This window comes from Rhodovulum steppense (genome assembly GCF_004339675.1).
Classification (GTDB): Bacteria; Pseudomonadota; Alphaproteobacteria; order Rhodobacterales; family Rhodobacteraceae; genus Rhodovulum; species Rhodovulum steppense.
The window spans coordinates 66,568-84,853 of record NZ_SLVM01000011.1 but is presented as its reverse complement, the minus strand read 5'-3'; the positions used below and the strand labels follow the sequence as shown (position 1 = coordinate 84,853).

At 61.7% G+C, this 18,286-nt stretch carries 16 protein-coding genes and 1 pseudogene; 2 read left to right on the top strand and 15 right to left on the bottom strand.

Annotated elements, in window-relative coordinates; all coding sequences use genetic code 11:
* Positions 1–127 precede the first annotated feature (127 nt).
* The gene (locus tag EV216_RS09210; RefSeq protein WP_132694831.1) at positions 128–1,951 is read left to right on the top strand and encodes a M3 family oligoendopeptidase; all 1,824 of its coding nucleotides are present in this window, start codon (positions 128–130) and stop codon (positions 1,949–1,951) included.
* A gap of 86 nt (positions 1,952–2,037) precedes the next feature.
* Here the strand turns inward: EV216_RS09210 and EV216_RS09205 are convergent, their stop codons facing one another.
* From EV216_RS09205 to EV216_RS09160, 10 genes and pseudogenes are all read right to left on the bottom strand, one after another.
* Complete coding sequence (locus tag EV216_RS09205) at positions 2,038–2,382, bottom strand: DUF4389 domain-containing protein (RefSeq protein ID WP_132694829.1); 345 nt, start codon at positions 2,380–2,382, stop codon at positions 2,038–2,040.
* Positions 2,383–2,423: 41 nt separating this feature from the next.
* Positions 2,424–2,858, bottom strand: coding sequence for a host attachment protein (locus EV216_RS09200; protein WP_132694827.1), 435 nt, complete (start codon positions 2,856–2,858; stop codon positions 2,424–2,426).
* Positions 2,859–2,935: 77 nt separating this feature from the next.
* Positions 2,936–3,790, bottom strand: a pseudogene (locus EV216_RS09195) (ABC transporter permease); the annotation flags it as partial.
* Positions 3,791–3,800: 10 nt separating this feature from the next.
* Positions 3,801–5,471: an ABC transporter permease gene (locus EV216_RS09190; RefSeq protein ID WP_132694824.1), complete on the bottom strand. Its 1,671-nt coding sequence runs from the start codon at positions 5,469–5,471 to the stop codon at positions 3,801–3,803.
* A 72-nt stretch (positions 5,472–5,543) separates the two neighbouring features.
* The gene (locus EV216_RS09185; protein WP_132694823.1) at positions 5,544–6,668 is read right to left on the bottom strand and encodes an extracellular solute-binding protein; all 1,125 of its coding nucleotides are present in this window, start codon (positions 6,666–6,668) and stop codon (positions 5,544–5,546) included.
* Between the two features lie 74 nt (positions 6,669–6,742).
* Positions 6,743–7,846, bottom strand: coding sequence for an ABC transporter ATP-binding protein (locus EV216_RS09180; protein WP_243642029.1), 1,104 nt, complete (start codon positions 7,844–7,846; stop codon positions 6,743–6,745).
* A gap of 581 nt (positions 7,847–8,427) precedes the next feature.
* Entirely contained in the window at positions 8,428–11,103 is a 2,676-nt protein-coding gene (locus EV216_RS09175) for a DEAD/DEAH box helicase (protein ID WP_132694819.1), read from the bottom strand.
* A gap of 2 nt (positions 11,104–11,105) precedes the next feature.
* Positions 11,106–11,849: a hypothetical protein gene (locus EV216_RS18485; RefSeq protein WP_207893993.1), complete on the bottom strand. Its 744-nt coding sequence runs from the start codon at positions 11,847–11,849 to the stop codon at positions 11,106–11,108.
* 180 nt (positions 11,850–12,029) lie between these two features.
* Complete coding sequence (locus tag EV216_RS09165) at positions 12,030–12,341, bottom strand: hypothetical protein (protein WP_132694817.1); 312 nt, start codon at positions 12,339–12,341, stop codon at positions 12,030–12,032.
* 617 nt (positions 12,342–12,958) lie between these two features.
* Complete coding sequence (locus tag EV216_RS09160; RefSeq protein ID WP_132694816.1) at positions 12,959–13,624, bottom strand: recombinase family protein; 666 nt, start codon at positions 13,622–13,624, stop codon at positions 12,959–12,961.
* A 280-nt stretch (positions 13,625–13,904) separates the two neighbouring features.
* Here EV216_RS09160 and EV216_RS09155 point away from each other — a divergent pair, with 280 nt between their 5' ends.
* Positions 13,905–14,204: a hypothetical protein gene (locus EV216_RS09155; RefSeq protein WP_132694814.1), complete on the top strand. Its 300-nt coding sequence runs from the start codon at positions 13,905–13,907 to the stop codon at positions 14,202–14,204.
* Positions 14,205–14,518: 314 nt separating this feature from the next.
* Here EV216_RS09155 and EV216_RS09150 read toward each other — a convergent pair whose 3' ends face one another.
* From EV216_RS09150 to EV216_RS09130, 5 genes are all read right to left on the bottom strand, one after another.
* Positions 14,519–16,201 carry a DEAD/DEAH box helicase family protein gene (locus EV216_RS09150; protein ID WP_132694812.1) on the bottom strand — a complete coding sequence of 561 codons (1,683 nt, stop codon included), beginning with the start codon at positions 16,199–16,201 and terminating at the stop codon, positions 14,519–14,521.
* A 199-nt stretch (positions 16,202–16,400) separates the two neighbouring features.
* The gene (locus EV216_RS09145; protein ID WP_132694810.1) at positions 16,401–16,856 is read right to left on the bottom strand and encodes a hypothetical protein; all 456 of its coding nucleotides are present in this window, start codon (positions 16,854–16,856) and stop codon (positions 16,401–16,403) included.
* 81 nt (positions 16,857–16,937) lie between these two features.
* Positions 16,938–17,543, bottom strand: coding sequence for a hypothetical protein (locus tag EV216_RS09140; protein ID WP_132694806.1), 606 nt, complete (start codon positions 17,541–17,543; stop codon positions 16,938–16,940).
* Positions 17,540–17,914: a hypothetical protein gene (locus EV216_RS09135; protein ID WP_132694804.1), complete on the bottom strand. Its 375-nt coding sequence runs from the start codon at positions 17,912–17,914 to the stop codon at positions 17,540–17,542. Before EV216_RS09135 ends, EV216_RS09140 begins: the two co-directional genes overlap by 4 nt.
* Positions 17,914–18,093, bottom strand: coding sequence for a hypothetical protein (locus EV216_RS09130; protein ID WP_132694802.1), 180 nt, complete (start codon positions 18,091–18,093; stop codon positions 17,914–17,916). The genes EV216_RS09135 and EV216_RS09130 overlap by 1 nt, the downstream gene beginning before the upstream one ends.
* Positions 18,094–18,286 lie beyond the last annotated feature (193 nt).

Here is an 18,286-nt window from a genome sequence, read left to right as displayed (position 1 = left end):
CCTGTCCCTTTGGCAGATTCCCAGCCAAACCGACCGGATGCAAGGCCGATCCGCCCTGCCCGCGCTTGATACCCCCCGCCCCCGCGCCCTATGTCTGGGGTCAACGCGACATGAAAGAGGTTCCCAGATGCGCATGATCCCGCCCGCCCCCGTCTTCGACGCCAATGCCACGGGTCCGGGGGGGCTTGGCGCGCTGCCCGAATGGGATCTGGCCGATCTTTACGCCGCCCCCGACGCGCCCGAGATCGCCCGCGACATGGACTGGCTGGAAGGCGAATGCGCCCGCTTCGCCGCCGATTACGAGGGCAGGCTGGCGGGGCTGGATGCGGGCGGCTGGCTGGACTGCATCGCGCGCTACGAGGCGATCAACCGCGTCTCGGGGCGGATCATGTCCTATGCGGGGCTGCGCTATTACCAGAACACGGTGGATGCGGCGCGCGCCAAGTTCCTGTCGGATTGCCAGGACAGGATCACCGGCTACACCACGCCGCTGGTGTTCTTCTCGCTGGAGATCAACCGCATCGAGGACGGCGTGCTGGAGGCGCTGTTCGCGGCGGATGCCGGGTTCGCCCGCTACAAGGCCGTCTTCGACCGGCTGCGGGCGATGCGGCCCCATCAATTGTCCGACGAGCTGGAGCGGTTCCTGCATGACCAGTCGGTGGTCGGCGCCTCGGCCTGGAACAAGCTGTTCGACGAGACCATCGCCGCCCTGGAATTCGAGGTGGACGGCGAGACCTTCGGGATCGAGGGCACGCTGAACTTCATGACCGATCCCGACCGCGCGAAACGCGAGGCGGCGGCGCATGCGCTGGCCGAGGTGTTCGAGCAGAACGTCAAGCTCTTTGCCCGCGTCCACAACACGCTGGCCAAGGAAAAGGAGGTCGAGGATCGCTGGCGCAAGATGCCGACCCCGCAGACCGGGCGGCATCTGTCGAACGACGTGGAACCCGAAGTGGTCGAGGCGCTCAGGAATGCCGTGGTCGCGGCCTATCCGCGGCTGTCGCATCGCTATTACGCGCTGAAGGCGAAATGGCTGGGGCTGGACAAGCTGCAAGTCTGGGACCGCAACGCGCCCCTGCCGATCGAGGAGCCGAAAACGGTGGATTGGGAAACCGCGAAGGCAACCGTGATGGGCGCCTATGCCGATTTCTCGCCGAAGATGGCCGAGCTTGCCGCGCCGTTCTTCGACAGGGGCTGGATCGACGCGGGCGTGAAGCCGGGCAAGGCGCCGGGGGCCTTCGCGCATCCGACGGTGACGGATGTCCACCCCTATGTGATGCTGAACTATCTGGGCAAGCCGCGGGACGTGATGACGCTGGCCCACGAGTTGGGCCATGGCGTGCATCAGGTGCTGGCCGCGGAGCAGGGGGAATTGCTGTCCTCGACGCCGCTGACCCTGGCCGAGACGGCCAGCGTGTTCGGCGAGATGCTGACCTTCCGCAAGCTGCTGGCGGCGGCCGAGACCCCGGCGCAGCGCAAGACGCTGCTGGCGGGCAAGGTCGAGGACATGATCAACACGGTCGTCCGCCAGATCGCGTTCTACGATTTCGAGTGCAAGCTGCATGACGCCCGCCGCCAGGGCGAGTTGACGCCCGAGGACATCAACGAAATCTGGATGAGCGTGCAGGGCGAGAGCCTGGGCCCGGTGTTCGAGTTCATGCCGGGCTACGAGACCTTCTGGGCCTATATCCCGCATTTCGTCCACTCGCCCTTCTATGTCTATGCCTATGCCTTTGGCGACGGGTTGGTGAACGCGCTTTACGCGGTCTACGAGGAAAGCGGCGCGGGTTTCCAGGACAGGTATTTCGACATGCTGAAGGCGGGCGGGTCGAAGCACCACAAGGCGCTGCTGGCGCCCTTCGGGCTGGATGCGGCGGACCCGGCCTTCTGGGACAAGGGGCTGTCGATGATCGAGGGGATGATCGACGAACTGGAAGCGATGGAAGCCTGAAGGGGGGGGCCGGGCGCCCGCCCATCGAGGGCGGGCGCCCGGTGGGTCTTTGGCGGAGATGTCGGCCGCCGAAACCAGCCGGGGCGTTACTTCCAGGCCGTCCAGGGGAAGGGTTTCTCCTCGCTCGCCACGGCGAGATAGCGCGCGGTGATCGCCATCCAGTTGCCGAGCCGCGAGCCGAATTCGGTGATGTGGGGATTCTTCTGCCTGGTGAAGAGCATCCAGCCGAATTGCAGAAGCGCGGTCGCCACCAGCAGGGTCTGGGCGACCGAGAACAGGATCAGCAGCACCAGCATCCAGGCACCGCGGATCCAGACCGCGCGGCTGTCGCGCGGGCCGGCGTCGGCCGAGCCGCGGGAGGAGGGGCCGGGCCGCGGGCCGGGTTCGGGCGCGGGTTTCCAGTTCGGGTTGGGATCGGGCGTGTCGGACATCGGGGCCTCCGGGCGTTGCGCCGGGGCGCCGATGCCCCGGCTCAGAACAGGATCACGTCCCCGAAATGGCGCGGCAGGTCGGCCGCCGCAACCCCCACCAGGTCCTTGTTGAGGTCCACAACAAGGGCTTGCGCCAGCGCCGCGGCGATATGTCCGCGCAGCGCGCCCAGCATTGCGGGCGGCGCGCTCATCGCGAAGCGGTCATAGCCGCCCTTCGCCCATTCCGCCGCCGCAATTTCCAGCACGTCGCGGGCAAAGGACTCGCGATTCTGTTCCCGCTCCGGCGTCGAGGGCTCGAATCCGTGGCGCGCCGCCCCCGGCGCAGCCTGACTGCGGCCGGGCCGTTCGGAATAGCGGATCTCGGTCGCCTTGTCGAAGGCGGAGAGTTCCTTGAGCCCCTTGCCCGGTCCCTCATTGACCAGAAGCCGCGCCTCCTTCTCGTTGGCGATCAGCACCAGCGTGCGAACGGGTTTCATGGCATCCTCCGCTTTGACCACGTCCCAAGTCTGGCCAGCCCGGGCGCGGGCCGCATTGATGTGGCGCAAGGCGGTGCTCAGCCCGGCGAAAGCCCCCGCAACCGCTCCGACCGGCGGCGCAGCAATTCCACCGCGGTCAGCAGCAGGATCGAGACCGCCACCAGCACGGTCGCCACCGCCAGGATCGTCGGGCTGATCTGTTCGCGCAGCCCGATGAACATCTGCCAGGGCAGCGTCTTCTGGTTGGCCGAGCCCACGAACAGCACCACCACCACCTCGTCGAAGGAGGTGATGAAGGCGAACAGCCCGCCCGAGATCACGCCCGGCAGGATCAGCGGCATCTGCACCTTGAAGAAGGTGCGCAAGGGCCCCGCGCCAAGGCTGGCCGAAGCCCGCGTCAGCGAGCGGTCAAAGCCAACCAGCGTCGCCGTCACGGTGATGATGACGAAGGGGATGCCCAGCGCGGCATGGGCCAGCACCACGCCCAGATAGGTGCCCTGAAGCCCGATCCTTGCATAGAAGAAATACATCCCCGCCGCCGAGATGATCAGCGGCACGATCATAGGCGAAATCAGGATTGCCATGATGGTGCGCCGGAACGGGACATGGTCCTGGCTGAGACCCACCGCCGCCAGCGTGCCCAGCACCACCGACAGGATCGTGGCCGAGGGCGCGATGCGGATCGAGTTCGCCAGCGCCTGCTGCCAGTCGGGGCTGTTGAAGAAGTCGCGGTAATGCTTGAGCGAATAGGCCTCGGGGTCGAAGGCCAGCATGCCGGGCGTGAAGGTGAAGAAATCCAGCGCGTTGAAGCTGAGCGGGATGATCACCAGGATCGGCGCGATCAGGAAGAAGAAGATCAGCCCGCAGATCAGCTTGAACGTATAGTGCCAGAGCCGTTGCCCGGGCGTGGCATAGGGGGGAAGATCCATCTGTGACATGCGCTTACCCCAGGTTCACCTTGTCGATGCCGACAAGCCGGTCATAGGTCCAGTAAAGCGCCAGCACGACGCCCAGAAGGATCGTGCCCAGCGCCGCCGCCAGCCCCCAGTTCAGCGAGCTGGAGATGTGATAGGCGATCCGGTTCGAGATGAAGGTGCCCGAGGTGCCGCCCACCAGTTCCGGCGTGATGTAGTAGCCGATGGCCAGGATGAAGACGAGGATGCAGCCCGCCCCGATGCCGGGCACCGATTGCGGGAAATAGACCCGCCAGAAGGCCGTCCAATTGGTCGCGCCCAGCGATTTCGCCGCGCGGACGTAAGAGGGCGGGATCGTCTTCATCACCGAATAGAGCGGCAGGATCATGAAGGGCAGCAGGATATGCGTCATCGCGATGATGGTGCCGGTCTGGTTGTTGATGAGGATCAGCCGCCCCGCATTGTCCACGATCCCGATCCACACCAGGATGTCGTTGATGACGCCCTGCTGCTGCAACAGCACCTTCCAGGCCGAGGTCCGCACCAGCAGCGAGGTCCAGAACGGCAACAGCACCAGGATCAGCAGCAGGTTCGAGGTGCGCATCGGCAGGTTCGCCAGCAGGAAGGCGATCGGATAGCCCAGCAGCACGCAGGCGCCCATGATGGTAAGGCTCATCACCAGCGTGCGCTCGAACAGCATGATATAGATCTTCTGGTCGGCGGGCTGGCTGGTGATGCCGTCGGGCGTCTGTTTCAGATCCACCGCGGTCAGGAAATAACCCGGCGTGTAGCGCGCCGAAAAGGTCTGGATCGTCGCCCAGACCGTGGTCTGCGACCAGGCACGGTCGATCCCGGCATAGAGCGCGGCCAGATCGGCGCGCTCGAACCCGCGCACGGCGTAATGGGCCGGGTCCAGCAGCGCCTGCGCCGCCTCGTCCAGCGTGGCGATGCGCCCCACGCCCACGGCGGTCAGGTCGCGATACAGCGCCAGATAGACCGGCGGCCAGGGCGCGCGGGCGGCCGGATCGCCGTTGCGGTTGCCCTGCACGGCCCGGGCGAAATCGAGATAGGCGTCCGCCGTTTCGGGCAGCACCCCGGCCATGCCGTCCTTCAGGCGAAAGGGCGGAACCGGCTCGGCAAAGGGACGCCCGGCGCTGCGCGCCGCCGTCCGGGCGGCCTCCCAGGCATCGTGATCGGCCTGCCAGGACGGATCGGCGAACAGGGCGATCCAGGTCCCCGGATCGGTCCAGGCCGGATCGAGCGCGGCGAACTGGTCGCGATAGGTCTCGCCGATATCGCCCACGCCCCGGCCGGTCTTGCGGAACAGCGAGGACAGCCCGTTCTGTTCATAGTTCAGCCGCGTGCCGAGGCGGGTATGCTGCTTGCGCTCGACCGCGGCGATCATGTCGATGGTGAAGGCGGCCAGCACATCGTCCGAGGGCGGCTCGCCGGAATTGTGATCCCAGTCGCGGATCGCCTGCGCGGTGCGCGGCAGGGTATCGGACACGATCTGGTTCTCGACCGAACGGAACAGCATGTCCGCGATCGGCGCGACGAAGGTGACCATTATGAACAGCAGAAGCGGCGCGATCAGCATCAGCGCCCGCAATTTCTGCGCCCTCAGCGCGCGTTGCAGGCTGCGCTTGAGCGGCGTTCCGTCGGCGGCCAGCATCTGGCCGGTCCGGGTGGCCTCGGTCATCCCCATTCCCCTTGTCAGATGGCAGGGGGCCGGTTGGCGGCCCCCTGCCCGGTCATGCGGTCGAACCGGCCCTTACTGGGCCAGCCACGCCTGGAAGCGGGCCTCGACATCGTCCTGGTTGTCGGCCCACCATTCGATGTTGTTCACCAGGTAGTTCTTCTGGTTCTCGGGATTGGTGGGCATGTGCGGCGCCATCTCGACGCCCAGATCGGCATGGGTCGAGACCAGCGGCTGCGACGAGGCGCGCGCCGGGCCGTAGCTGATGAACTTGGCCTGATCGGCCAGCCGCTGGGTGTCGGTCGCGAAATGCAGGAAATGCAGCACCCGGTTCAGCCGGTCTTCGGGCAGCCCCTCGGGGATGATCCAGCCGTCGAAATCGAACACCTGCCAGTCCCACAGCATCTCGACCGGCTGGCTCTGTTCCACGATCACGCTGAACAGCCGCCCGTTATAGGTCGAGCCCATGACCACCTCGCCATCGGCAAGGCGCTGCGGCGTCTCGGCACCGGCCGACCACCAGATCACCTCCGACTTGATGGTGTCGAGCTTGGCCAGCGCCTGTTCGACGCCTTCCGGCGTGCTGAGAACGTCGTAAAGGTCGTCCTTCTCGACACCGTCGCACAGCAGCGCCCATTCGATGTTCTTCTTCGGCCGCCGTTCCAGGCTGCGCTTGCCGGGGAAGTTCTCCAGGTCGAACAGCGCGCACAGGTTGTCGGGCGTGCGACCGCCCCATTCGGCGACATTGGTGCGGTAGCCGAAGGTGGTCGAGAACACGATCTGCGGGATGTAGCAGTCGTTGAATGCCGAATCGCCGAAATCCTCGCGCGGGGTCGAGCCGTCGTCGCCCGCGGCGAGGATCTCGTCGATATCGACCTCCATCGCCAGACCCTCGTCGCACAGCCGCTGGCTGTCGGGGCCTTCGACATCGACCAGATCCCAGGTGATGTTGCCCGCCTCGTTCATGGCGCGCAGCTTGGCCACCGCCTCGTTCGAGCTTTCGTCCCAGGTGAAGGTGGTGCCGGTCATCGCCGCATAGGGCTCGGCATAGGCCTTGATCTGGCTGGTCTGATAGGCCCCGCCCCAGGACACAACGGTCATGCTGTCGGCGCAGTTCTCGCAGGGCGGCAGATCCTGCGCCATCGCCGCGACGGGCAGCGCCACCAGCGCGGTTGCGGAAAGAAGTCCTCTGATCGTCATGGTCGTCTCCCAGTTGTGTTTCCCGGGTTCTGGTCGAGGGATCCGCTGCCCCGGGCGCGGCGGACCCGAAGCGGTCACGCGGGCGCGTCCAGCGCGCGGCAATCCTCGGGCAGCCAGCCGATCTCGATATGCTCGCCCGGCTTCATGCGGCGCTGATCGGGGGCGTTGCGGGTCTTGATGACGAAATCCTCGTTGCCCGCCACCCGCAGCCGGGTGCGGTAGATGTCGCCCATATAGATGAATTCCAGCACCTCGGCATGGATCAGATGGGCATTGGGCGACAGCCGGTCCTTGTTGATCTCGACCCGTTCGGGCCGGATCGAGACCAGCGTGCGGTCGCCCGGCTTCTTGACGTTCACGGGCTTGGCGTCGATCACCTCGCCATCGTCCAGTTCGACCAGCGCGACGCCGTTCTCGATCTCCTTGACGGTGCCCATCAGCGTGTTGTTCTCGCCGATGAACTGCGCGACAAAGCTGTTGACGGGCTGTTCATACAGCACGTCCGGGGCATCCAGTTGCTGGATGCGGCCATCGTTGAACACCGCCACCCGGTCGGACATGGTCAGCGCCTCGGTCTGGTCATGGGTGACATAGACCGTGGTGATCCCCAGATTATGCGCCAGCCGCGTGATCTCGAACTGCATGTGCTCGCGCAACTGCTTGTCCAGCGCGCCCAGCGGTTCGTCCATCAGCACCAGATCCGGCTCGAAGACCAGCGCGCGGGCCAGCGCGATGCGCTGCTGCTGGCCGCCCGAAAGCTGCGCGGGGCGGCGCCCGCCGAACGCGCCCATCTGCACCATTTCAAGGGCGCGCTGGACCTTCTCCTCGCGCTCGGACTTGCCGAACTTGCGCACCTCCAGCGGGAAGGCCAGGTTCTCGGCCACCGTCATGTGCGGGAACAGCGCGTAGTTCTGGAACACCATGCCGATCCCGCGCTTGTGCGGCGGGATGTTGTTGATCGGCTTGCCGTCGAGCAGGATCTCGCCATGCGTGGCCGTCTCGAAGCCCGCCAGCATCATCAGGCAGGTGGTCTTGCCCGAACCCGACGGCCCAAGCATCGTCAGGAACTCGCCCTTCCCGATCGACAGGTTGAGATCTTTGACGACGAGCGTCTCGCCGTCATAGCTTTTCTGGACGCGGTCAAAGACCACGAACCCGTTGTCCGTTGCAGCGGTCAACCGTAACCCCCTGTTGTGCCGCGCGCCCTTGGTGGGCGCGTTCTGCCGGATCGTCCGTCCGATTGGCGAAACGGTATCATGTGCCCGCCCAAGTGCAACGCCGAACTTGGAAACAGACGAAAGACCCGGTTTTCCCCTTCTTTTCAACATTCAATCCGCGCAAGCCCCGCCGGATGCGCGCGGGAACGCGACATTTCCGGCGGCGGTTGCGACCGATTTCCGGTCGGCCCCGACCCGCCGGACCGTCGGGCCAAGACCTGAATGAGGGCGACGGCACTTGCCAGCGGAACCGCAAGGCAAGCCCGGCCCCGGCCCGCCCGATGCCCGGACTTTCGGCAGCCGCGCGGCCGGTTGCACAGGGCGCAGGCAGGCCGGGCGCGCGGGCGCGCCAAGGGCCGCGATCAAGCCGCCCCGATGCGGGGAGGCGGGCGGCGTCCGTCCTGAGAGGGAGAGTGATTGGTGCGGTCGAGAAGAGACGGCCGCAGCCAACCCATCACCTTGAAAAATAACGACTTATTTCCGCCCGGTTCGTGCGCTTTGTAGCGCCGTTTTGTAGCGACGGTCAATGGCCAAGACGCTGACTAAGCCGTGCTTCTCAACTTCGAATCCAGCGTCGAGAAGTCACCCGCCGTGGGCATGTCGAAGATGCAGTGCCCCCCGCTCGCCTCGGCCCATAGCTCGCCGATCATGTGCTTTTCTCTCGCCTCCTCGGCAAGGTGCGCGCCCTTGTATTCCACGGCGGCGACACGCCCATCTGTCAGCAGCACCATGAAGTCGGGGTAGAAACGACCGCCCGGCAGTTGCAACCAGAAGGCGTTCGGCTTGCGGTCCACGTTGCGCAACCAGAAGCGCACCTTCGGGTGCTCGTCGAGGAACACCGCGCAGCGGAACTCTTCGCCGTCTGGCTTCAGGTCGCCGATGATGGGGATGTAGTGCTTGTTGAACTTCCGCGCGCCCCGGTAGGGCTGGTTGTAGGCGTAGCTCTGCTCGTCGAAGACAAGGGCAAGGTCGGCGCTGGTCTCGAAGGCTTGGGCGTCGGCAGCGAAGAGCGCCTGATACTTCCCCTTCTCGCGGGTCTCGCGCAGGGTCTTGATCTCCTCGGTCAGCTCGCGGCGCAGCTCATATTTGTAACGTGCCAGCTGGTCGAGCGTGTAGCCCTTCGCCCCCATGCCCCCTTCAAGCGCCCGCTGGATGAAAACCCGTGCGGCGGGCTTGGTCACATCGGGGTGCGGGATGCCCCGGTCGATCCAGTTGACCAATCGGGGCAGGCTCCAGGCCGGTTCCTGTATCGCCATGGCCAGCTGGTCGTGCAGGTGGCCGACGAACTTGATCTTCATCTTGCCCAGCTCGCTGACGTCGATCTCGCCCGCCTTGCTGTCCTCGTGGATGGTGAAGCGCTGCACGAAGCCCGCGACGTCGCACTCGGCAAGGTTCCATGGCAGGTCGAGGAAATGGTCGGGGCCGAACAGCTCCAGCGCCCCCTGACGGCGGATGCCGAGGCGGGGAACGATGAAGGGCGGCTTCTCGCCCTCAGGCATCTCGGTCGCCTGTATGCGGTTCGACCGGATGAACAGGCGTTCGATCACCTGCTCTGCCCCCGGCACCTTGGCAAAGGCCAGATGCATCAGGTTGCGTTCGTCGCGTGACAGGGCGCGGGTGACGGCGATCTCGCGCGTCGTGGCGTCGAACTTCACCCGCAGTTTCAGTGACGGGGGCAGCTTGGCGATTGCCGCCGTGACCTCCTCGTCGGACCCTCCGGGGGCCACCGGCAGGGCGTCCGAACGGTGCTCGTAATCGGCCCGCTCCTCCTCGAAGCCAAGACCCTGATGCGCCTTGACCAGCTGGGCCGCCTCCAGCCGGTCGAAGCCCGCCCCATCGACAAGCCCGTCCCGCAGCATGTTCGCGGTCTCGCCGAAGTCGCGCGAGGTGACGAAGGCATAGGCGCGGTTCAGCACGTCGCGGGTCTTGCGCCGGGCCTTGGGCATGCGCAGCACCCGGCCCAGGATTTGCTCGACGGCCACCTTGGAACTCAGTTCGGCCACCGAACAGAGGACATAGGCGAACGGACAGTCCCAGCCCTCGCGCAGCTTCTGCACGGTGATGACGTAGCGCACCGGGCAGGCAGGGTCGGCGATATCTTCGATCTGGTCCAGCTCGGCAAAGCCGGTCGCATGCAGGGCAATCTGCTCGCGCGGGATGCGCTTGTCGTCGGTCAGGAACTGCGCCACCCGCTCGGGCGTCAGACGGTGGGGGTCTGTCTTCGACTTCGACTGCGCCTGAAACAGGATGATCGGGCGGATATACTCTCCCGTGTCGGCCTGCTCTGCCCGCGCCGCATCCTCCAGCGCCGCCTGACAGTCCAGCGCCTGCCCCACAACCTTGCGCCAGTCGGTATCGGTCTGCAGGCGGATGGGCAGCTTGATCATCTCCTCGGCCTTCAGCTCCGCCGCCGAGACGTGGAAGAGGATGTTGGACGCGGGGTTCTCGCCTGTCGGGTCGGGGTCAGTCCGGGGCGTGGCCGTCAGCTCCAGAATCATCGACGGGTCGAACCGGCGCAGCGTCTCGAAGGACAGCGCCGTGCGGGCGTTGTGGGCCTCGTCCACGATCACCATGGGCCGGTGCAGCCGCAACAGGTTCGCCAGCGAGGCGACGGGCCGCTCTGCCCCCTCGACCTTTTCCAGCCGCTCCAGCTGCGCCGCCGTCAGCCCGCTGAAATGGTCCATCAAGGCCCCGGCATCGGCATAGACCTTGCGGCCCGTCATGTCGTCCACGCGGAACGCCTGCAGCGTGGCCACGATGATGCAGGCCCCGCCCGTGGCATCGGGGCGCGACAGGGCCAGCGCCTCGGCCACCGACATGACCGCCACGTTGCGCCCGAAATCCCTTGCCAGCGCGGCCCGGTAGGGGTGGTTCAGGTCGCGCAGGGCGTCAAGCGTCTGGTCCAGAATGGCGGTCGAGGGGACCAGCCAGAGCACCATGGGGTTGTCGGCCTGCAGATACTCCCTTGCGGCCACCCCCACGGCATGCGCCGCAACGATGGTCTTGCCGCCCCCGGTGGGGATACGGATGCAGACATAGGGCGTCGCCGGGTCCACGAAGGGCGCGGTGGAATAGCTGCCCTCGGCCACATCGGTAAAGGCAGCCTTGGCCGGGTTGTCGGCGACGGCGTCCATCAACACCACCTTGCGCAGATACTCCCGCAGGGCGCGCAGGGCCTCACGCTGATAGCTGCGCAGCTCGAAGTTCACCGCCGCCATGGTCAGACCCCCTCGACCTGATAGGGGATTTGCTTGAACACCACGCCCGACGCCTTCAGCCGGTCGGCCGAGACGGTGCAGCCCTCGGCATAGACCACGCGCAGCCCCTCGAAACCCTCGGGCGGGTCGGGCAGGCGGGCCAGCCGGTCGGGCGTCAGCACGTTGTCGGTTTCCTCTGGTTGCTCCGGGGGTGTGTCCTTGGCGTCCCGCCACCATTCCCCGGTCGGTTGCTTCCCGGCGGCGATCATTGCCCTGCGGCGCTGCCGCATGTTGTGAACGGTGGTGCGGCTCGCGCCGGTATCGCCCACGATGTCCGCCTTCGAAAGAACGGCATCCGCCAGCCACACCAGACGCCATGCGAGGTTCATCTTCTCGGCAAACGTCAGGGGCAGCTTGTCGCGGCTGTTGCGCTGGGCGGCAAGGCGATGGGCTGTGATCTCGTCGCAGGTGACGATGCGGACGGGGATGCCCTTGGCGACCTTCGTTTTGCGACGCTGGTTCTCGTAGGCGGCGAGGATGTGCTGGCCGTCCAGAAGCACCAGACGGGGCCTGTCGGGGTCCCTGAGGTCTTCCCAGACAAGGACCGGGTCAAGGCGTCCGCTGTTGCGAAGGGCGACATAAAGCGTCCTGACGTGATCTTCGCGGATGCCGCGGACCGTGAAGGCCGGGTCGCGGGTGATCTCGCGGGGCTGGACATAGGCGCGGCGGTAGCTGGGCGTGGCGGTGGCTTTTGCGGTGATGGTCATGGGTGGTTCCTTGGTGATCGCGCGGCCCCACGATGGGCCGGAATGAAGAAGGCCCCCGCCGATGTGGCAGGGGCCGTGGTGGTTGGCGTTTCGGGTGGCCGAATGGGTATTGGGGGATGATGCCACGTTGTCGGTGGTCCATCCCGTCGGTGCGCCCGAAGGTTTCGTTGGTGGTGGTGATCAGTCGTCCGCGCGGGGAAACATCCGGCTGGCCAGCACGGGCAGCGAGAGTTTCAGCGCCGCGGCGATGATCTCGGAGTTCGTGATCTTCTGGCCGGTGGCCTGCTCGTGCCGTTCGGCCAGCGCATCGAGCACCTGGATGATCTCCGGGCGGGCCTTGATGGTGCGCCAGAGGTTTTCCCTCGGGGTGCGCCTGCTGGGGTGCCCCGGCGGGTGCGCGGCTATCTCGGGCAGGTGTCGGCGGGCGAGGGCTTCAAGATCGCTGACATGCAGCGCCTTGCCGCCACCGTTGCGGTGGTTGCGTCTGGTCATGGTGATCTTCCTTTGGAGGTGATGGCGGATGCGACCCCCGCGGCCCCTGTCAGGGAAGCCGCGAAGGTGGTGCGAGCGGGGTCAGGTTGCTAAATCCATGGACCGCCCCGTCACTGGTGAGGACGTGCTCATCTTTCCACGGCCCCGATGGGTTGCCCCGGAAGGTGCCGCCCGTCGGCCGGAAGGATGTGATCAAGGTCGGCCGCACAAAGCGCGCCATCACCCCAGCGCGTCGTGATCTGCTTCGTGCGGCAGGGGCGATCTGCAGCACGTCGAGTGCCGCGGTCGCGGGCGTTTGGAGAGATGGTGCACAACATGTGGTAGCACGGCTGCCGTTGGGTGACAGGATTTGCGCGATGAGAGTTTGCGATGGAATTTATGGGGAGTAGTGGGGGAAAATGACCCGCCCGCGCAGCGCCCCTGAGACGCCGCCTGCGGCCCGCATTGAGGAGAGGTGGGCGACCATGGCCAAAACGCACATGCCGCCTCAGGCGACTCCTGCGGCGCTCCACGGGCCTGGGCCGTTTTGAGCCTGCGCCTCTGCGGGGCACAACATCTGGATTGGGTGCGGCCCAGCGCCGATGTGGCGTTGGACGATAGCAGGTCCTCCGGGGGTGTTACGCCGCCCCGTCCAGCCGCTCCAAGACCCGCATGACCTGCGATGCCTGCCAGCGGCCACCGCGCGCCGTGGGCACGCCCGAGGTGTTCAGGGCGTCCGCGATCTCGCGCAGCGTCTTGCCCTGCGCGCGCAGCGGCTGCACCGTCGCCGCCACCCGTTGGGCCTGCCTTGCGGCCATCGCCTTCACGGCCTCATTCCGCTTGCCGGTGGCATCGCGCAGGCCCCCCAGCTTTCGGCCCTTCGCCTTCGCCTCGGCCAAGGCAGCCTTGGTGCGCAGCGAGATGAAGTCCCGCTCCTGCTCGGCCAAGGCGGCGTAGATGTGCAGCTGGAACTTGTCGGCATAGGGCATCGAGGCCACCCGCAGCTTCACCTTGGGGTCATCGAGCAGGGACGCAATGAAGGACACCTTGCGGGACAGCCGGTCCAGCTTGGCCACCAAGAGCGTCGCCCCGGTCTTGCGGCACAGGTCCAGCGCCTCGGCCAGCATCGGCCTGCCGTTGTCGGTGCCTGATCGCACCTCCTCGAAATCGGCCAGCACCTCGAAGGGCTGCTCGGCATAGGTGGCGAGGTAGAGGTCGATGTCGCGGCGCTGGGCGTCCTGACCCAGCTTGCTCTTGCCCTGCTCCTCGGTGCTGACGCGGCGGTAGATCACGAACTGCAACATGGCTGCCTCACTCGTCCTTGGGTTCTTCTTCGCCTTGGTGAGTCGGCTTGTTGCAAATGTCAACGGACGTTGAAGGTGTTATACGCTAGGCGAGTGAGCATGTGAATCGAAAAAGGAGCGCGGATTTGATGAAGACAAAAAAGAGTTTGGCCCCCATACGGTGGGGGCACCCTGGGGGGCTGGGGGTCCCTCCTTCAGTATTGAAAGGCAACCCGAAAATTTCTGGACAAAATTCTGAAGTATGCACAATATAACGCGTAAAGATTGAAATGGGGGAAACATGGTCAAGGACGAAGTTAGAGCTGCATGTGCAGTATTCGTTTATGTGGGCTTAATGATTGGCGGAGGGGTGGTATATCTATTCTTCACATTAGAATGGGAGGCGCTGCTAGTGACAGTTATCGGTGGCGGCCTTGGGCTTATGTACGGATTTGGAGCAATCTCAGGGGTTGGTGAAAAGATGGATATGGAGCAAAGGAGGTTAGGATTGCTTCGAGAAGAAGTTGACAAGATCATTCTGAAGAACAGTTCTGACAACGCTTTGGTTTCTGACCTGAAGAGACTTAGGCTCATCATCTAAACCAAAGGTCCAGGCGGAACTTAGGGGCTGGCTTCCTGAGCTGAAAAGACAAAAAATAAAATATCTACAAGTGCGGGCCTCAAGTCTAGGTACAGGGACCAAGCCCCCAGCGGGCACCAAGGGCGCACACCTTTACAGCTTCGCTGTCTTCATTGTCTTGGCTGGGGTACAGGGGGCGCAGCGCCCCTGTCTCTCTTCCTCAAGCTCAATCTTCCCAAGTAATTATTATTATTTATAAATTCTAAAGGTCACTACTCTTGGTAGATTGTCTTCTAAGACTAATGACCTTTAAACCTGAAGCCCCGCCCTGACCTTTAATTCAGCCGTCTGAAGCCTGCTGGATTTCCGTACCTTCCGGGTTCTCCTTTCTCGAAAATCCAACCCAGTGAAGTCCAGTGTTGTTGCTGCTGTTCAATCTGCACCTTCTTAGGCTTGCCCCTGATAATGATACCATAAGCCAACAGATCACCTGCTGAAACAAAATCACTATCAGTCCTGCACAGATATTCGGATATTCTTGCAATCAGACTTCTATTATTTCTGGCATTTGGCTCTGATCCTGCCTCATAACTAAGTTTCACACCGCTGAACAACTCAGGAAGAAGAGTCGTGAAATCGTCTCGATCAGGGAAGATGCAGTTAAGCTCCATATAGGCTGCTTTACCTTGACCATCTACAGAACGGCAAGTGCCTCTCGCTGCCATCTGCTTGATGTGCGTGGCATAGTGCAGCCGCTTTAGTTCACGGATCAAGTTGCCTTGTGTGTTCTTCCCTGCTTCAAGATTCTCTTCCGTAGCATTCTGCTTCGCATGTCCGAGATACTTAGAGAACAGAACATCATTTGGTTGATGGAACATGGATACCAGCCAGACGGTATCGCAGTCTCGATACTCATTACTACCCACATCACAACCCCAATGCGTGACACAGGCTGAAGACAACTTACGCGCTATATCTTTCTCAAAGTCTTTAGGGCAAACCACAAGTGTACGATTATCCCAAAAGCCCACTTTTCCTGCTACATAGGAAACAAAAGCATCCCGTTGATCCGGGTCGCGTAGAACATCGTGATGATACCAAGATACACCTTCCGGCCATGGGACATACTTCGCCACCATGTTGCTGTAATCAACCTTTATTCCTTCACGGGGGATACTGCCCCCTTGTGCGGGATCGAAGTGCCAGCCTTCAGTATGCGCCGTGGCAGAGAAGATGATAGCCCGCTCTTCAAACGGTAGGTTGTAGTTGTACCAGTGCCAGACAGAGCTATTAATTCTTCGCTGGAATGCCGTGCCTGCCAACATATGCTCTGCCAGCGTCTTGATATCCCTGGCAGCGTCAGACCTGGGGTTACTGTTCACAACATCGTACACCCAGGACGGCACACCTACTGGCGTCAAGCCTCGCGTGTTCTGCTCTTCAGCCCACCTAGCAGCCGCAGCATAGGGGGAAGACTGCTCTTCGTCTCTGGCTTTGATGAACTGATACGGGTGCACAGTGCCGTTGAACACGGGCTGGGGGTACTCGTCGATGATGACTACATCACGCCTGCCTACCCATTCTTCAGCCGCCTTGCCTGCATTATGGGTCAGGATAAGGCACTTCTTCTTGATGGCTTGAGACTTTGTAAACTGAGCAGATATAGGAAAATCCACCGGAACGGATTCCGTCGGGTCATGGCTTTGCGTCCATACAGCGGCACAGCCAGCTTCTATTTTTTCCATTTCCTGAAAAAAGATGTCTGCATCCTTCTTTGTCGGAACAAGGACAAGAAACCGAATATCGGAACTTACCTCACTCCAAACTCTTTTCATTGCCAGCCTTGCGCCCGTTGTCTTTCCAAGTCCGGTTTCAGCCGTAAAGAATCTCAGCGCACCTTTCACCGCAAGGCGGCTTAGTACAGTCTGGTAGACTTGCTCTTGGGTTGATTTGACAGCATCAGATGCAGCAATTGAAATATCTTTTTCATAAAATTCTGGACTGAATACTTTCACCACGCTTTGTAATCCTCCCCAACCTGAGGAAGCCTTACCTTATACGGACCTAACTCAGTTTCTTTCAGGCATTGCTCACAGAGAGAATACCAAGTACCTTTATTGAGCAGCACCGGCCTTGAGTTGCAGCGGATGCACTGTCGATTGTCTTTTCTGTCATGTCTGATTGGTGTAAATTTGGACATGCCTTGAATATCCTTACTTAAAAATATTTAACTGAAGTCTTTTTCGAGCTGCCTTGCTCAATGTTATAGACCACCCTTACAAAATCACTTAGCCGTCGATACCGCTCATCTGAAGACTTAGAGGAGTCATAAATGTACTTGCCTGCTTCAATTTCCTTATCATCCAAAAATGCTGCGCAAGAGGCTTCGAATTGCTCTTCGGGTGGGTGTGTACCAGAAATCTCCTCTCGGCGCTCCTGCGCACCTCCCAGCGCCTCTGCGATGGGTTTAAAGTGTAGAGGTAGTGTCTGCATTTGCTGCCAAGCTTCAGGATTGATCGTTCCAGCTATTTGTTGGGTGACACGCAAGAGCGCCTCACGAGTTCGGAAGAAGCTTCTGGGGTGCCAACGCTTGCCCCTCCTTGCCTCCAGAACCCATTGATGATTGGCAGGACAAATGGTGATACGCCAAGTGTCGTTAACTTGAATCTTCATATCTGTAATCTCTTGATTTGAAATGAAAGAATGGCTTCTGCCACCAAAAGACAGAAACCGGAAAATGTGAAAATAGTCAGCTTAGGCTAAGTCTTGTTTTCTGGAATCGACAAGGAACCTGAGAAGAGCCAAGGCAGAAGTCCATGTATCGGGAATCTTGACCTCTTTGGGTAGTTCTGTGACCTTCAGAAGCAGTTCCCGCTCTGGGCCTTGGAAAAGGATAATTTTTCCATCCCATTTCACAGGACACTCATACTCGTAAACAGTGCTGCGATCAGAAAGAACCAATCGCGTTACTTCAACACCACCTTTTCTTGCGAATACAGCCTCCTGAAGCACCTTCGGCTTCTCGATCTTGGCAGGCTTGGTCTTTGGCTTCATCTTGCACACAAGGGTTTCTGAGTTCAGATTCTTGGCCGCCGCCTCAAGAGCCTTCTTCAGACTGGTGAAACGATTAGGGGATTCAATGGCAGAAGGGAGAAACCAGCTAGAAGAGAAGTGATAGTAGGCAAGCTGTGGATCACGGATTACAGAGACAGGAGAAGGGAACTTATCACAATGAATCTTGCCCACATCTTCTGTTTCCGGCCTTTTCCACTGTTCGAAAGTGATGCCAGGAGCAAGGGTTATCGTATGCGTAGGAGGTTCTTCAACAGCGAAGCCATGGATATTATCTGTCCAACTCATGCGGAGATCACCTCAGCGTCGGTCGGCTCAGTCCGCTGAATCAGATCTTTCAACTTCTTGGAAGGAGCGACAAGAATCTTTCCGGTCTCTTGGTCTTTGGAAGTGGTCAGGTAGCCTTGTTTGATAGCCTTGTTGATGTAGAGGTACGCAGGCCCCAACAGATCAAGTCTGCGGGTGAACCTTACAGATTCTTCGGGAAGGGAAATGAGGAACCGAACAAACCGAAGGTGAAGGCCGTAGAAGGTCTCTCTCGGTGCTGGCAGTACTCCATCAGCATGAAGTGCTAACGCCACCTTCTCAGAGTGAACTGTAGAGAAAAGGTCTTCAGGCAGTCTTTCCGAATCTATCCAGAAATCATGTGTATCCTTCATCACAGATCACCTTCCTCTCGCTCACGCTTGAAGAACTTTTCTTGACCAAGGGCCTTCAGGTCTTCCAGCATCACGTTCTGAGCTTCGGCGGAATAGAAGCGTCTTGGATTTTCACGCCTCACCCTGCTCCACTGTTGTTGCGTCTTGGGCTTCCGTTTCGTGTTGGTATCTTCAGTCATTCAAAATTCTCTTTTCTAAAATTGGGAGTCATGTTTACTCAGAATAGGCCAGAGCCTCATTCTGCGGGTCTGAAAGTTTGGGGAAGTGCTCACTGAGCGGGGGAGTTCGTAAGGGTCTATGTTTCCAAACCCTACAGTAACATTATAACATCTTTCGCCGGGAAAGTCAACGGCTATTTTTAGGGTATCCGGC

Excerpts from the sequence above, each read along its gene's own strand:
- EV216_RS09205 (WP_132694829.1), bottom strand. The coding sequence starts at position 2,382 with ATGTCCGACACGCCCGATCCCAACCCGAACTGGAAACCCGCGCCCGAA.
- EV216_RS09185 (WP_132694823.1), bottom strand. The coding sequence starts at position 6,668 with ATGACGATCAGAGGACTTCTTTCCGCAACCGCGCTGGTGGCGCTGCCC.
- EV216_RS09140 (WP_132694806.1), bottom strand. The coding sequence starts at position 17,543 with ATGAGTTGGACAGATAATATCCATGGCTTCGCTGTTGAAGAACCTCCT.
- EV216_RS09165 (WP_132694817.1), bottom strand. The coding sequence starts at position 12,341 with ATGACCAGACGCAACCACCGCAACGGTGGCGGCAAGGCGCTGCATGTC.
- EV216_RS09130 (WP_132694802.1), bottom strand. The coding sequence starts at position 18,093 with ATGACTGAAGATACCAACACGAAACGGAAGCCCAAGACGCAACAACAG.
- EV216_RS09190 (WP_132694824.1), bottom strand. The coding sequence starts at position 5,471 with ATGACCGAGGCCACCCGGACCGGCCAGATGCTGGCCGCCGACGGAACG.
- EV216_RS09200 (WP_132694827.1), bottom strand. The coding sequence starts at position 2,858 with ATGAAACCCGTTCGCACGCTGGTGCTGATCGCCAACGAGAAGGAGGCG.
- EV216_RS09210 (WP_132694831.1), top strand. The coding sequence starts at position 128 with ATGCGCATGATCCCGCCCGCCCCCGTCTTCGACGCCAATGCCACGGGT.
- EV216_RS09145 (WP_132694810.1), bottom strand. The coding sequence starts at position 16,856 with ATGAAGATTCAAGTTAACGACACTTGGCGTATCACCATTTGTCCTGCC.
- EV216_RS09160 (WP_132694816.1), bottom strand. The coding sequence starts at position 13,624 with ATGTTGCAGTTCGTGATCTACCGCCGCGTCAGCACCGAGGAGCAGGGC.
- EV216_RS09135 (WP_132694804.1), bottom strand. The coding sequence starts at position 17,914 with ATGAAGGATACACATGATTTCTGGATAGATTCGGAAAGACTGCCTGAA.
- EV216_RS18485 (WP_207893993.1), bottom strand. The coding sequence starts at position 11,849 with ATGACCATCACCGCAAAAGCCACCGCCACGCCCAGCTACCGCCGCGCC.
- EV216_RS09155 (WP_132694814.1), top strand. The coding sequence starts at position 13,905 with ATGGTCAAGGACGAAGTTAGAGCTGCATGTGCAGTATTCGTTTATGTG.
- EV216_RS09175 (WP_132694819.1), bottom strand. The coding sequence starts at position 11,103 with ATGGCGGCGGTGAACTTCGAGCTGCGCAGCTATCAGCGTGAGGCCCTG.